The sequence below is a fragment of the Aliiroseovarius sp. xm-d-517 genome, from assembly GCF_013283135.1.
Lineage (GTDB): Bacteria > Pseudomonadota > Alphaproteobacteria > Rhodobacterales > Rhodobacteraceae > Aliiroseovarius > Aliiroseovarius crassostreae.
This window is the reverse complement of the sequence record NZ_WBXT01000001.1, coordinates 2765340-2778312: the sequence shown is the minus strand read 5'-3', so window position 1 is coordinate 2778312 and position 12973 is coordinate 2765340. Positions and strand designations below refer to the sequence as shown.

The window sequence follows — 12973 nt, the reverse complement described above, 5'->3', positions numbered from 1 at the left end:
CACGATGAAACGCTTTAAGCACGTCAAAACCCCGCACAAAATCAAAAGCGCCGCCCCGAGGGACGGCGCTTTTCTTGTTTTGGACAGGGGGGTTACGCCTGAAGCGGCGCCACCTCGATCTCACGTTCCACCCGCGCTTTCATCGCGCGCGCAGCGGCGTGCGACGCGGCCAGCGTGGTGAAATAGGGGATCTTGTCCATCAGGGCGACATTGCGCATCTGGCGACTGTCATTCACCGATTGCGCGCCTTCGGTCGTGTTCATCACCAGTTGCACATCGCCGTCTTTCATGTGGTCGACAATGTTGCGGCCCGGCTCATAAACCTTGTTCACCTCTTCGGTCTCAATGCCATTTTCCTTGAGGAACTTGGCGGTGCCATAGGTGGCAATGATCGAAAACCCAAGATCTTTCAGCATCTTGGCGGTTTCCACCAGCTGCCCGGTCTTGTCGCTTTCCTTGATCGACAGGAAGACCTTGCCCTCGGTCGGCAGATGTGTGCCGGCCCCCAGCTGGGCCTTGAGGAACGCCATGGCAAAGCTTTTATCCGCGCCCATCACCTCACCGGTGGAACGCATTTCCGGCCCAAGCAGCGTGTCGACACCGGGGAAACGGGCAAAGGGCAGCACCGCCTCTTTCACCGCAAAGGTGTCGATCTCGGGGTTGACCAGATCGAAGGCATCAAGCTTTTCGCCCGCCATCACCCGTGCGGCGATGGTGGCAATCGGGCTGCCGACGGCCTTGGCCACAAAGGGCACGGTGCGCGAGGCGCGCGGGTTCACTTCGATCAGGTAGATCTCATTGTCTTTCACGGCAAACTGCACGTTCATCAGACCGACCACGTTGAGGGCCAGCGCCAGGGCTTCGGACTGGCGGCGCAGCTCGGCGATGATCTCCGCCGACAGCGAGTAAGGCGGCAGCGAGCAGGCACTGTCGCCCGAGTGCACGCCGGCCTCTTCGATATGCTGCATGATGCCGGCCACATGGACCTTTTCCCCATCCGAAAGCGCGTCCACATCCACTTCAACCGCCCCGGACAGATAGCTGTCCAGCAGCACCGGGCTGTCACCCGACACCACCACGGCCTCGGCGATATAGCGTTCCAGCTGGGCCATGTCGCGCACGATTTCCATCGCGCGGCCACCCAGCACATAAGACGGGCGGATCACCAGCGGGAAGCCGATATCTTCTGCAATCGCAAGGGCTTCGGCGTCGGTGGAGGCGATGCCATTCTTGGGTTGCTTCAGGCCAAGCTGGTTCACCAGCGCCTGGAACCGCTCGCGGTCTTCGGCAAGGTCAATCGCGTCGGGCGTGGTGCCCAGGATCGGAATGCCCTCGGCCTCCAGCGCATTGGCGAGCTTCAGCGGCGTCTGACCGCCGAACTGAACGATGACGCCGTGCAGGGTGCCATTGCTCATTTCGGTCGAGAGGATTTCCATCACATGTTCGAAGGTCAGCGGTTCGAAATAGAGGCGGTCCGAGGTGTCATAGTCGGTCGACACGGTTTCGGGGTTACAGTTGACCATGATGGTTTCATACCCCGCCCCGGTCAGCGCAAAACAGGCGTGACAGCAGCAATAGTCAAACTCGATCCCCTGACCGATCCGGTTCGGGCCACCGCCCAGAATGACAACCTTTTTGCGGTCCGACGGGCGGGCTTCACATTCCACGTCGCCCATCATCGGCGCTTCGTAGGTGGAATACATGTAGGGCGTCTGCGCTTCGAATTCCGCCGCACAGGTGTCGATCCGTTTGAAGACCGCATTCACGCCTGCCTTGCGGCGCGCACCCCGCACGTCGCTTTCCTTGAAGCCGGTCAGCTTGGCCAGACGTGCATCGGTAAAGCCCAGCATCTTGAGCTTGCGCAGGCCCGCCGCATCCGAGGGCAGACCGCTGTCTTTCACCGCGTTCTCGGCATCGACGATTTCACGGATCCGGGCAAGGAACCACGGATCAAACGCGGTCACGCGCTGGATTTCCTCATTGGTCAGCCCGTGGCGCATCACCTGAGCGATTTTCAGGATCCGGTCCGGGCGCTGTTCGGAAATCGACTTGATCAGGGCGGCATGGTCCGGCGCGCCGGGGATCTCGATCTCGTCAAAACCGGTCAGGCCGGTTTCCATCGAGGCGAGCGCCTTTTGCAGGCTTTCATGGATGGTGCGGCCGATCGACATGACCTCACCCACCGATTTCATCGCGGTGGTAAGCTCGGGTTTCGAGCCCGGAAACTTCTCAAACGCAAAGCGCGGGATCTTGGTAACCACATAGTCGATGGTCGGCTCAAAGCTGGCGGGCGTGACCTTGGTGATGTCATTGTCCAGCTCATCCAGCGTATAGCCCACGGCCAGTTTCGCAGCGATCTTGGCAATCGGGAACCCGGTCGCCTTTGAGGCCAGCGCGGAGGAGCGCGACACGCGCGGGTTCATCTCGATCACCACCATGCGGCCATCTTTCGGGTTTACCGCCCATTGCACGTTGGATCCGCCGGTTTCCACGCCGATCTCACGCAGCACGTTGATCGAGTGGGTGCGCATCAGCTGGTATTCCTTGTCGGTCAGCGTCAGCGCGGGGGCCACGGTGATACTGTCACCGGTATGCACGCCCATCGGGTCGATATTTTCGATCGAGCAGACGATGATCGCGTTGTCGGCAGTGTCGCGCACCACCTCCATCTCATATTCTTTCCAGCCCAGAAGGCTTTCATCAACGAGGATCTGGTTCACCGGCGAGGCATCCATGCCGGTGCGGCAGTAATGTTCGTATTCCTCGCGGTTATAAGCCACACCACCCCCGGTGCCGCCCAGGGTAAAGGCGGGGCGGATAATGGCGGGAAGGCCGATGTCATCCAGCGTCTCCAGCGCGATTTTCACCCCGGCGTCCAGATCCGCGTGCCCCTTGTCATTGGTCGGCGCGGTGACGATGGTCGCACGCGGGTTTTCGATGCCCAGACGATCCATTGCTTCGCGGAACAGTTTGCGATCTTCTGCCATTTCAATCGCATCGCGCTTGGCGCCGATCAGTTCCACATTGAACTTGTCCAGCACGCCAAGGTCGTCCAGCTCCAGCGCGGTGTTCAGACCGGTCTGCCCGCCCATCGTCGGCAAAAGCGCATCGGGGCGTTCCTTCTCGATGATCTTGGCAACCACGTCAGCAGTGATCGGTTCGATATAGGTCGCATCCGCCATGTCCGGGTCGGTCATGATCGTCGCCGGGTTCGAGTTCACCAGGATGACGCGATACCCTTCCTCGCGCAGGGCCTTGCAGGCCTGGGCACCGGAATAGTCAAACTCGCAGGCCTGACCAATGATAATGGGGCCCGCCCCGATGATCATGATGGATTTGATATCGGTTCTTTTCGGCATGGGATCCCCCTTCGGCAGGTCAAGGCAGAGTATAGGCGCGAGTCTGTCCCGCGCGCAAATTGTCCTGCGTTATAGTGATCGAAAGATGTTGTGCAAGCCCTCATTACGTCTGCGCGACAGGTTTGCGCAGTTTGTTTGCGAAAGACCGGGTTTGAGGGGCAAATGCGGGCATGTGGCACGGATGTGAAGGCGCAACGGCGCGTAAAACTTCACTGAAGTGGCGCATTCTGCCCTTCCCTCGCTGCGAGGGGGATTATACATGGCCTTCACAACAGCGCCCATTGGCGCGCACCGCTTGAACAGCAGCACAACCAGCAAAGGGACACCGCGGGTGCAGATCAGGTTCGACCAGTTTTGTCATGACCAGGGTCAGGCGGGAAGACCCTGCCAGTTCACCCGCCCGATCCGCATGATCGAGGCGACAACCCCGGCCGAGGTGCCCGCAGCACTTGACGCGCTGGATGGCGCACGGGCGGCAGGGCTGTGGCTGGCCGGATTTGCAAGCTATGAGCTGGGCTATGTGCTTGAGCCGAAACTTGTGCCGCTTCTGCCTGAAAACCGCCGCCTGCCGCTGTTGCGCTTTGGTGTCTATGACGGGCCCGAGCCTGCCGAAGACCTGCCCATGGGCCGGGCGGGACGGGATGTCGGGCTGGGCACACTTTCCCCCCGCTGGGACGAAGCGCGCTATCGCCACGCCTTTGAACAGGTGCATGACGCCATTGGCGCGGGGGACATCTATCAGGCCAACCTGACCTTCCCGATTGACAGCACAGCCCATGGCGATCCGGCGATGCTTTACGCTGCCCTAATGACCCGCCAGCCGGTGCTGCATGGGGCGCTGGTGGAGCAAGACGGGCTGCCCGCGCTCCTCTCGCGTTCGCCCGAACTGTTTTTCCGCACCACCGCCGACGGCCGCATTGAAACGCGGCCGATGAAAGGCACCCAGCCGCGTTCGGAGGACCCGGTGCAGGATCGCGCCAACCGCGATTTCCTGATCACGGATGAAAAGAACAACGCCGAAAACCTGATGATCGTCGACCTCCTGCGCAATGATATCTCTCGCGTGGCCAGGCCCGGATCGGTGCATGTGCCGGAACTCTTCTGCGTGGAAAGCTATGCGACCGTGCACCAGATGGTATCGACCGTGGCGGCCGAACTGGCAGAGGGGGTGCAGCTGTCCGATATCCTGCGCGCATTGTTCCCCTGCGGCTCAATCACCGGTGCGCCGAAAATCCGCGCGATGGAAATTCTGCGCGGGTTGGAACCGGAGCCGCGTGACATCTATTGCGGCACGATCGGCTGGGCCGCCCCCGATGGCGCCTCCAGTTTCAACGTGGCGATCCGCACGCTGATGGTCGAAGACGGCCAGGCCCGCCTGAATGTGGGCGGCGGGGTCGTGTGGGACAGCACAAGCGGGTCGGAATATGAGGAAGCCCTATGGAAAGCACGGTTTGCGGAAGCGTTCCAGATGGAACAGAGCTGATTGAAACCTTTGCGCTGGGGCCCGAGGGCGTGGCGCGGCTGGATCTGCACTTGGCGCGGATGGCGCGGTCTGCGCAATGGCTTGGATTTCGCTTTGATGAGGGCAAGGCGCGCGCCCTCTTGGCATCGCAAACCGCACCCGAGCCCCTGCGCGCGCGGCTGACCCTTGCGCAGGACGGAAGGCTGGATCTGACCACAGCCCCCCTGCCCGCCTCAGCCACCAGCTGGCGCTTTGCAATCCACCCGGAACGGCTGCGCTCGGACAATCCGTGGCTTTTGCACAAAACCACCCGGCGCGCCCTTTACAACGACGCGCGTGCGGCCTTGCCGGATGGCATCGACGAATGGGTTTTCCTGAACGAACGCGGTGAGGTCTGCGAAGGCACCATCACCAATATCGAGCTGACCCGACCCAACGGCAAGAACCTGACCCCGCCACTTTCCTCCGGCTGCCTGCCCGGCATCTATCGGCAGAGCCGCCTGAACACGGGCGCCCTCACCGAGGCCGTTCTGACACCACATGACCTGAAAGGCGCAACCGAGATCCGCCTGACCAATGCGCTGCGTGGGGCAACCCCGGCAATTTGGGCCCCGGAATGCCCCCATTTCAACCAGTTTGCTTGACAAGCGCGGCACAACCTTGTGTATCGGCAAAGACGCGTTTTACAGCGCATGACACCTTTGCCCGAACCCTGCGGGCACCGATCCGATTTTGCCGATGAAAGGCCGTAACATGCACGCATATCGCAGCCATACCTGCGCCGAGCTTAACAAATCCAACGTAGGCGACACCGTTCGCCTTTCCGGCTGGGTCCACCGTGTCCGCGACCATGGCGGCATTCTGTTCATCGACCTGCGCGACCATTATGGCGTGACCCAGGTTCTGTGCGACCCGGACAGCCCGGTGTTTGCCGAGATGGAAAAAGTGCGGTCGGAATGGTGCATTCGCATCGACGGCAACGTGAAGGCGCGCGACGCGGATCTGGTCAATGACAAGATCCCGACCGGCGAAGTTGAAGTTTTCGTGCGTGACCTTGAGGTTCTGGGCGACGCGGGGGAACTGCCGCTGATCGTGTTCGGCGATCAGGAATACCCGGAAGAAACCCGCCTGAAATACCGGTATCTCGACCTGCGCCGCGAACAGATGCAGCAAAGCATGAAACTGCGCTCGGACGTGGTGGCCTCAATGCGCAAACGCATGTGGGACGCGGATTTCCGCGAATACCAGACCCCGATCATCACCGCCTCCTCGCCCGAAGGCGCGCGCGACTTCCTGGTGCCGTCGCGCCTGCATCCCGGCAAGTTTTACGCCCTTCCCCAGGCGCCGCAGCAGTTCAAACAGCTGATGATGGTGGCGGGCTTTGACAAATACTTCCAGATCGCACCCTGTTTCCGCGACGAGGACCCGCGCGCCGACCGGTCGCCCACCGATTTCTATCAGCTCGACATGGAAATGTCCTTTGTGACCCAGCAGGACGTGTTCGACACCATTCAACCCGTGCTGCAGGGCGTGTTTGAAGAGTTCGGCGGCGGGCGCAAGGTCGACACTGACTGGCCGCAGATCTCCTACAAGGACGCCGCCCTTTGGTATGGCACCGACAAACCGGACCTCAGAAACCCGATCAAGATGCAGGTGGTCAGCGAGCATTTCGCCGGGTCCGGCTTTGCGATCTTTGCAAAACTTCTGGAAAACGAAGGCACAGAGATTCGCGCCATTCCCGCCCCGAAAGGTGGCTCGCGCAAATTCTGCGACCGGATGAACAAGTTCGCCCAGCAAGAAGGGCTGCCCGGCATGGGCTATATCTTCTGGCGCGATCAGGGCGAAGGCATGGAAGCGGCTGGCCCGCTGGCCAAGAACATTGGGCCGGAGCGCACCGAGGCGATCCGTCAGCAACTGGGTCTGGGCGTGGGCGACGCGGCCTTCTTCCTGGGTGGCAAGCCGAAAGCCTTTGAAAAGGTTGCGGGCCGTGCGCGCGACGTGATCGGGGACGAGCTCGGCCTGACGGACAAGGATCGGTTTGCCTTTGCCTGGATCGTCGACTTCCCGATCTACGAAGCCGACGAGGAAACCGGCAAGATCGACTTTGAGCACAACCCGTTCTCAATGCCGCAGGGCGGTATGGACGCGCTGAACGGCAACCCGCTCGACGTGCTGGGATACCAATATGACCTGGCCTGTAACGGCTATGAGCTGGTGTCCGGTGCGATCCGGAACCACAAGCCAGAGATCATGTTGAAGGCGTTTGAACTGGCGGGCTACGGTGAAGACGAGGTGAAGAACCGCTTTGGCGCGCTCTTCAACGCGTTCCATTACGGCGCCCCGCCGCACGGTGGCTGTGCTGCCGGGATCGACCGGATTGTGATGCTGCTGGCCGATCAGGAAAACATCCGCGAAGTGATGCTGTTCCCGATGAACCAGCGCGCCGAAGACCTGATGATGGGGGCACCCAGCTTGCCGGAAAACGAGCAGCTGCGGGAGCTTCACCTGCGGGTTATCCCACAGGAATAAACCGGGTCCAGCCTGACCGCGAAACAGAAAGCCCGCGCAATGCGCGGGCTTTTCTTTTTCCCTGCAGCCGGCAACGACGCTGCCGGGGCAAAGCCTATGGATCAGAAGATCAGGACACGCGCGCGGTCAGGGCCGCCTGCCCAACTGGTGGCACCTCTTCCGTGGCAACCGCCTGAGACGGGGTTGCGAGAGTGAGCGCCACGGCAATCATCAACATTGCAGCACCACACACAAGCACAGCCCAATCCACTGCGGCCTCTGCCCAGCTGGCGCCTGCCTGTCTGTCATCGGTCAACATCTTGGTATTTGCCTGGGGTAATGCGGTCGCCATCTTGTCCACCATTTCCTCCACCTTTTACGCGGTCTCGCCACCATTTGTGCAGCGAGCCCCTTGATCCTCGTGTTGCATTCCAACCGAATGTTCCACCGAATTGGGGCGTAAATGTGAAGGGGTGGGGGCAATTGAGCGACCAGTCTGCAACCGGATCTTCAACCGGATCGGTCAGCGCGGGACGTGATGTCTCTTGGTGAAGGGGCGCCAGTCAGAAACCGGCGGGATGGTCCAGACCTCCAGCCGCTGTTGTCGGTGCTATCCGGCCTGTCAGAGTGCCTGACGCGCGGCAAGCCGTTCCTGAACCAGCCCGGCGACCAGATCATATTGCTTGCGCCAGCCCCCTTCTCCCCGACCCGCACGGGCAAGATCATCAGCAGCATGTTCGAGCTTTGTGTCATGGGCCGAACGCGCCACACCACCAAGGAACTGGGCAATATACCCGACATCCGCATTATCCGGATCCTCCCCCATAATCTCAGCCATATGGCTGAGGTCATCCTGCAGGGCCATTTCATCGGGATGCACCAACTCGCCGGAGACTTCGCGCAGACCTGTAGGGCCTTCACCTTTGGGCAACAGCTCCAACACGGTTTGTTGAAACACCGCGAGGCTTTCAAGCGGCTTTGCCATGAACCGATCTGCCCCGGCTTTGATTGCGTCGCTGTGGGTGGCGTCATCACCGCTGATGGCGATCAGCACCGGAACGCGGCACGGCTCCTGCGCCAGTTCCCGGATCAGATCTGCCCCTGACCCGTCGGGCAACCCCATATCCACAATCACGATCGAGGGGCGGTAGACCCGCAGATGCCGGTGCGCGGAGGCCAGGCTATCCGCCCGGCGAATCCGTGCCCCGGATCGCAGGCACAGAAGGCGAATAGCCTCGGAGGCATATCGGCTGTCTTCGACCACCAGCACGGTCTTGCCTTGCAGGGGGCGGTCGGGGGTTGCGGGTTGGCTCATCAAGAAGCGTTCGAGATCATCACTCATGGCAGCGATTCCTTTCCTCCCCCACGAAAGCCGAAAAGGGTAAACCACGGGTTAATCTCCCATGCCCGGCCCAATATCCCGCATTGAGCATTTCGGGAAACCTTGGGGCAGGTGGGTATCCTGAGACGCCCACGACATTGATACCTCTTACGACATTTCGATTTTTCCCTGCCTCAGGGGAATGTTGAAACACTTTAATAGTCACAATTGCTGCTCTGCGGCATGTGCGTTCTTGCAACAGACCCCACCCACACGGCATAAGACCCCAACACTTGTCGAAGGGAGAGAGAAATGATTGGACGTCTGAACCACGTGGCCATTGCCGTGCCGGATCTGGAAGCGGCTTCGGCCCAGTATCGTGATACGCTTGGGGCCAAGGTGAACCCGCCGCAGGACGAACCGGATCATGGTGTGACCGTGGTGTTCATCGAACTGCCAAACACCAAGATCGAACTGCTCTACCCGCTGGGGGAAAATTCGCCCATCGCAGGTTTCCTGGAAAAGAACCCCGCCGGTGGCATCCACCACATCTGTTATGAGGTCGACGACATCCTGGCCGCACGGGACAAGCTGAAAGAGGCCGGCGCACGTGTGCTGGGCACCGGAGAGCCCAAGATCGGCGCCCATGGAAAGCCGGTCCTGTTCCTGCATCCGAAAGATTTCAACGGCACTCTGGTTGAGCTGGAACAAGTCTGATGACCATAACCGCAGCCCTAGTCCTTTATGTCGTGATCTGGTTCGTGACCATGTTTGTGGTCCTGCCCATCCGCCTGCGCACGCAGGGCGACGAAGGGGCCGTGCTGCGGGGAACCCATGCCGGTGCGCCCGCCAATTTCAGGCTTGGGCGCACCATGATCATCGTCACCATCTGGGCCAGCCTCGCCTGGGCAGTGGTTGCGGGGATCATCGTCTCGGGCTGGATCACGGTTGAGGATATCGACTGGTTCAACCGGATGGGATCAGAGGGGTGATCATCGGCCTTTGAGGTGCAGCACAGACGGAGCCAACCCATGAAACTATGCGTTGTGACCGACATTTTTTCCGCGCCCGCCCCGGTGGAATGTATCAGCGCCCGCTTGCCAGACCTGACCCAGGTCGAGCACCTTTCCTTGCCTGAGCTGAGCGGAGCGCCTGATCTGAACGGGCCTGCCCTACATCAGCATCTGTTCCAACAGGGTGGCCTGGAAACGGCCGTCCGCGCCCTTTCCGAGCGCCTGAGCAGTGATTGGTTTGGGTTGGGGTATAGCGCCGGGGGAACCGCCCTGTGGCAGACCGCTTGCCGATATGTGCGTTTGCGAGGGCTTTACTGCATTTCCTCGACACGGCTGCGAGTCGAACGGGAAATCTCCACCCCGTCCCTGGTGTTTTTCGGGGAGGAGGACCCAGATATACCCTCAGCCTCATGGCGATCAACCATCCCCGACACATGTATCATGTTGCCCAATGTGGGGCACAGCTACTATCAGGATCGACACTCGGATCAATGTCACATCACGCTGCGCCAGATCGCCAACGATATGTCCAACCGTTAGCCCGATTGCGTCACGGGTTTCGGGCTCCTGAACTCACCGTCCCGACAATCGCTGGAACATATGGGTGAAGGTCGCGGCCCCCAGAATGGGGATCAGCAGGTTCACCAGCGGGATCGACAGCGGCACGGCCATCAGTATGCCCGCAATCCAGATCTGGGTGTTGTGACGTTTGCGCAGGGCATGAGCCGCCTCGCGCTCCAGCCGGCGCATTGCCGCCATGGTGAAATATTCCCGCCCCAGCAGATAGCCGTTCACCGCGTAAAACAGGATCGGCGCCAGCGGCCCCACAAAGAAAAACAGGATCAGCGCCACCAGGTTCACGCCGACAATCACGCCGAAAAAACCAAGGCTTTCGCGGATTGCGGCTGAGATCGGCTGAGCAGCGTTCGGCGCAAGATGCGGGTAGTGCCGCGCCTCAACCGCATCCGCCACCTCGTCCAGAAACAGCCCGGTAAAGGCCCCGGCCACCGGCACCATCAGCACCGCAGACAGCACGATCATCAACAGCGCGGCCACCCACATGGCAACACCGCCGACAAAAGACACCTCCCCCACAAACGGCAGGCTCAGCACGTCGGGGATCACAAACCCTACCAAGGTGACCATGACCCAGGTGATCGCCACCAAAAGCCCAACCGTCAGCCCCAGACCCTTCAAAAGAACCTTACGAAAGCGCGGATCACTCAGTTGGGCAAGCGCGCGGAAAAAATCATCAATCATCACGGGTCCTCAGTTTTCAATCCAGGTGGTAAGGGCGGCAATATCCGGGCGTGGGCGCTCAGGCGGGGCCACGGTTTCCGTGCCAATGTGAATGATCCCGGCCACCCGTTCGTGATCCTCAAGCCCAAGCCCGTCGCGCAGAAACCCCCGATCCTGAGAGGCCCAGCCCGACAGCCAGTTTGCCCCCCAACCCGCCGCCAGCGCCGCGTTCAAAAGTTGCAGACAGGCCGCCCCCGCCGAATAGGTCTGTTCGATCGCCGGAACTTTTTCCGAGACCACCGGGCTTTCAACCACAACAACCGCAAGAGGCGAATTGTCATAGGCGTGGCGCTCCTTGGCCACTTTCATCTCGTCAATGCCCAGCGCCGCACCGCGGAGGGTGACCAAAGCCGCCAACCGCTCCAGCGCAGGCTTTTCCAGCACAATGAACCGCCACGGCTCCAGCTTGCCATGATCCGGCGTGCGCCCGGCCGCCGTCAGGATCGGCATCAGGTCTTCACGCGACGGCCCCGGCCCAGTCAGGGTCTTTGCAGGCCGGGAACGACGTGTCAGCAGAAACTTCAGGGCGGCGTCATTGCGTTCAGGCATATCGCTTCTCTTTTCAGCACGGTTGCACTCTGCACCGCTCACGCGGCTTGCTTCGGTGACATGTCGTATCTCGAACCGCTCCCGTCAAGATGTAAAGCCAATTTACATCAAGATTTTCACATCTCAGGATCCCGCATTTTCTTGTTCCAAATATCCCGGGGTGAGCCTCGAAGAGGCGAGGGGCAGCGCCCCTAACGCGTTTCGACTTTAACTTGAAACAGGGAAAAGCCGAAACGCGGCAAGAGCGATCAGTGTCGTGGGCGTTTCGGAATATCCATGTATCACAAGTTTATCCCGAAACGCTCTAGACCCCGAAATACTCCGCAAGCTCGGAAAGTTGCTCGGAAAACACCGCCTGCATCCGCGCATTGGGCTGGCGCGCGGCAAAAATCTCCGCCAGAGGGTCGGGGGCGGTGATCTCCGATCCCGACATTTCCTCCAGCACCGCATGGCCGCAGAACGGCACATAGACTTCACTATACCCGCCCTCATGCGCCATCATCAGCCGACCGTCACACAGCTCCCCCGCCAGCGCCATCACCCTGCGGGTCATCTGCCGGAACGTATCAGCCGTGGCCAACATGCAGGACAGAGGGTCAATCACCGCCGCATCATAGCCATTGGCGATCACGATAATCTCCGGCTCAAACGCGTGCATCGCCGGAAGTGCAATCCGCTCCAACGCCTCCAGATAGGTGTGATGTCCGCCGCCGGGGGGCAGCGGGATATTGATATTTGTCCCCTGCCCGGCCCCTTCCCCCCGCACATCCGCATCCCCGGTATCAACCGGGTAATTGCGCTCCTGATGAATGGAAATCGTCAACACATCCGGGTCTTCGATAAAAATCGCTTCCGTGCCATTCCCGTGGTGCACATCCCAATCCAAGACCGCAACCCGGCGCACGCGCCCTTCGGCCTGCATGGTGCGAATGGCGATGGCAAGATTGGCGAGCAGACAGAACCCGTTGGGAAAATCGGGCAGGCAATGATGCCCCGGCGGGCGTGACAGCGCATAGGCGTTGTCCACCTTCCCACTCAGCACATCCCGCATGGCCGCCACCGAGAGGCCCGCCGACAGCGCCGCCAGCTCATATCCCCCCTGTCCGAACGGTGTGCGCAGGCCAAGCTCACCGCCCCCCGCATCGGACACCCGCTTGAACCTGTCCAGAAAGGCGATGGGATGGACCCGCGCCAGCATCTCATGGGTGGCTTCAGGGGCGCTCGATCCCACCAGCTCACGCGACAACCCGGTCACATCCAGAAGGTTCTTCAGCCGCCGCTTGGTTTCGGGGCTTTCGGGCAAACCGCCCGCTGCCAGCGGCTGCACCAGCCCACCCACCGGAAGCGTCCCTGCATAATTGCCACCCGAATGCCAGAAGCTGCGTTCATCCCAGTAAAATCCCGTGGCCATGATATCCTCCGCTTTGGCGCAAGCTTAACGCGCACCCTTGCCCCGTCCAGC

General features: G+C 60.8%; 12 protein-coding genes. 6 read left to right on the top strand and 6 right to left on the bottom strand.

Annotated features, from left to right (window positions below; genetic code table 11):
- Positions 1 to 92 precede the first annotated feature (92 nt).
- A complete protein-coding gene (carB, locus tag XMD517_RS13255; RefSeq protein ID WP_173484941.1) occupies positions 93 to 3359 on the bottom strand; it encodes a carbamoyl-phosphate synthase large subunit in 3267 nt (1088 codons plus the stop codon).
- A 331-nt stretch (positions 3360 to 3690) separates the two neighbouring features.
- Here carB and XMD517_RS13250 point away from each other — a divergent pair, with 331 nt between their 5' ends.
- The 3 genes from XMD517_RS13250 (at position 3691) to aspS (ending at position 7350) form a co-directional block, all read left to right on the top strand.
- Positions 3691 to 4842, top strand: a complete 1152-nt coding sequence (locus tag XMD517_RS13250; protein WP_371732393.1) for an aminodeoxychorismate synthase component I — start codon at positions 3691 to 3693, stop codon at positions 4840 to 4842.
- A complete protein-coding gene (locus tag XMD517_RS13245) occupies positions 4797 to 5465 on the top strand; it encodes an aminotransferase class IV family protein (protein ID WP_173484939.1) in 669 nt (222 codons plus the stop codon). The genes XMD517_RS13250 and XMD517_RS13245 overlap by 46 nt, the downstream gene beginning before the upstream one ends.
- A 109-nt stretch (positions 5466 to 5574) precedes the next feature.
- Entirely contained in the window at positions 5575 to 7350 is a 1776-nt protein-coding gene (gene aspS, locus XMD517_RS13240; protein ID WP_173484938.1) for an aspartate--tRNA ligase, read from the top strand.
- 109 nt (positions 7351 to 7459) lie between these two features.
- On the opposite strand, the gene XMD517_RS13235 is transcribed toward aspS, so the two are convergent.
- Positions 7460 to 7693 (bottom strand): hypothetical protein, encoded by a 234-nt coding sequence (locus XMD517_RS13235; protein ID WP_173484937.1) that lies wholly within the window; start codon positions 7691 to 7693, stop codon positions 7460 to 7462.
- A 258-nt stretch (positions 7694 to 7951) separates the two neighbouring features.
- The gene (locus XMD517_RS13230) at positions 7952 to 8671 is read right to left on the bottom strand and encodes a response regulator (protein WP_173484936.1); all 720 of its coding nucleotides are present in this window, start codon (positions 8669 to 8671) and stop codon (positions 7952 to 7954) included.
- A gap of 291 nt (positions 8672 to 8962) precedes the next feature.
- On the opposite strand from XMD517_RS13230, the gene mce reads away from it, so the two are divergent.
- The 3 genes from mce to XMD517_RS13215 are packed head-to-tail and all read left to right on the top strand — an operon-like array spanning position 8963 to position 10203.
- Positions 8963 to 9367, top strand: coding sequence for a methylmalonyl-CoA epimerase (mce, locus tag XMD517_RS13225; protein ID WP_173484935.1), 405 nt, complete (start codon positions 8963 to 8965; stop codon positions 9365 to 9367).
- Positions 9367 to 9642: a DUF1467 family protein gene (locus XMD517_RS13220; RefSeq protein ID WP_173484934.1), complete on the top strand. Its 276-nt coding sequence runs from the start codon at positions 9367 to 9369 to the stop codon at positions 9640 to 9642. The genes mce and XMD517_RS13220 overlap by 1 nt, the downstream gene beginning before the upstream one ends.
- A 39-nt stretch (positions 9643 to 9681) precedes the next feature.
- Entirely contained in the window at positions 9682 to 10203 is a 522-nt protein-coding gene (locus tag XMD517_RS13215; protein ID WP_173484933.1) for an alpha/beta hydrolase, read from the top strand.
- A 33-nt stretch (positions 10204 to 10236) separates the two neighbouring features.
- Here the strand turns inward: XMD517_RS13215 and XMD517_RS13210 are convergent, their stop codons facing one another.
- The 3 genes from XMD517_RS13210 to XMD517_RS13200 all read right to left on the bottom strand — a co-directional run bounded on the left by XMD517_RS13210 (position 10237) and on the right by XMD517_RS13200 (position 12922).
- The gene (locus tag XMD517_RS13210; RefSeq protein WP_173484932.1) at positions 10237 to 10923 is read right to left on the bottom strand and encodes an EI24 domain-containing protein; all 687 of its coding nucleotides are present in this window, start codon (positions 10921 to 10923) and stop codon (positions 10237 to 10239) included.
- A gap of 9 nt (positions 10924 to 10932) precedes the next feature.
- Complete coding sequence (locus XMD517_RS13205; protein ID WP_173484931.1) at positions 10933 to 11511, bottom strand: nitroreductase family protein; 579 nt, start codon at positions 11509 to 11511, stop codon at positions 10933 to 10935.
- 304 nt (positions 11512 to 11815) lie between these two features.
- Positions 11816 to 12922, bottom strand: a complete 1107-nt coding sequence (locus tag XMD517_RS13200) for a class II histone deacetylase (RefSeq protein ID WP_173484930.1) — start codon at positions 12920 to 12922, stop codon at positions 11816 to 11818.
- Between the last annotated feature and the right edge of the window lie 51 nt (positions 12923 to 12973).

Excerpts from the sequence above, each read along its gene's own strand:
- carB (WP_173484941.1), bottom strand. The coding sequence starts at position 3,359 with ATGCCGAAAAGAACCGATATCAAATCCATCATGATCATCGGGGCGGGC.
- XMD517_RS13245 (WP_173484939.1), top strand. The coding sequence starts at position 4,797 with ATGGAAAGCACGGTTTGCGGAAGCGTTCCAGATGGAACAGAGCTGATT.
- aspS (WP_173484938.1), top strand. The coding sequence starts at position 5,575 with ATGCACGCATATCGCAGCCATACCTGCGCCGAGCTTAACAAATCCAAC.
- XMD517_RS13235 (WP_173484937.1), bottom strand. The coding sequence starts at position 7,693 with ATGGTGGACAAGATGGCGACCGCATTACCCCAGGCAAATACCAAGATG.
- XMD517_RS13230 (WP_173484936.1), bottom strand. The coding sequence starts at position 8,671 with ATGAGTGATGATCTCGAACGCTTCTTGATGAGCCAACCCGCAACCCCC.
- mce (WP_173484935.1), top strand. The coding sequence starts at position 8,963 with ATGATTGGACGTCTGAACCACGTGGCCATTGCCGTGCCGGATCTGGAA.
- XMD517_RS13220 (WP_173484934.1), top strand. The coding sequence starts at position 9,367 with ATGACCATAACCGCAGCCCTAGTCCTTTATGTCGTGATCTGGTTCGTG.
- XMD517_RS13215 (WP_173484933.1), top strand. The coding sequence starts at position 9,682 with ATGAAACTATGCGTTGTGACCGACATTTTTTCCGCGCCCGCCCCGGTG.
- XMD517_RS13210 (WP_173484932.1), bottom strand. The coding sequence starts at position 10,923 with ATGATTGATGATTTTTTCCGCGCGCTTGCCCAACTGAGTGATCCGCGC.
- XMD517_RS13205 (WP_173484931.1), bottom strand. The coding sequence starts at position 11,511 with ATGCCTGAACGCAATGACGCCGCCCTGAAGTTTCTGCTGACACGTCGT.
- XMD517_RS13200 (WP_173484930.1), bottom strand. The coding sequence starts at position 12,922 with ATGGCCACGGGATTTTACTGGGATGAACGCAGCTTCTGGCATTCGGGT.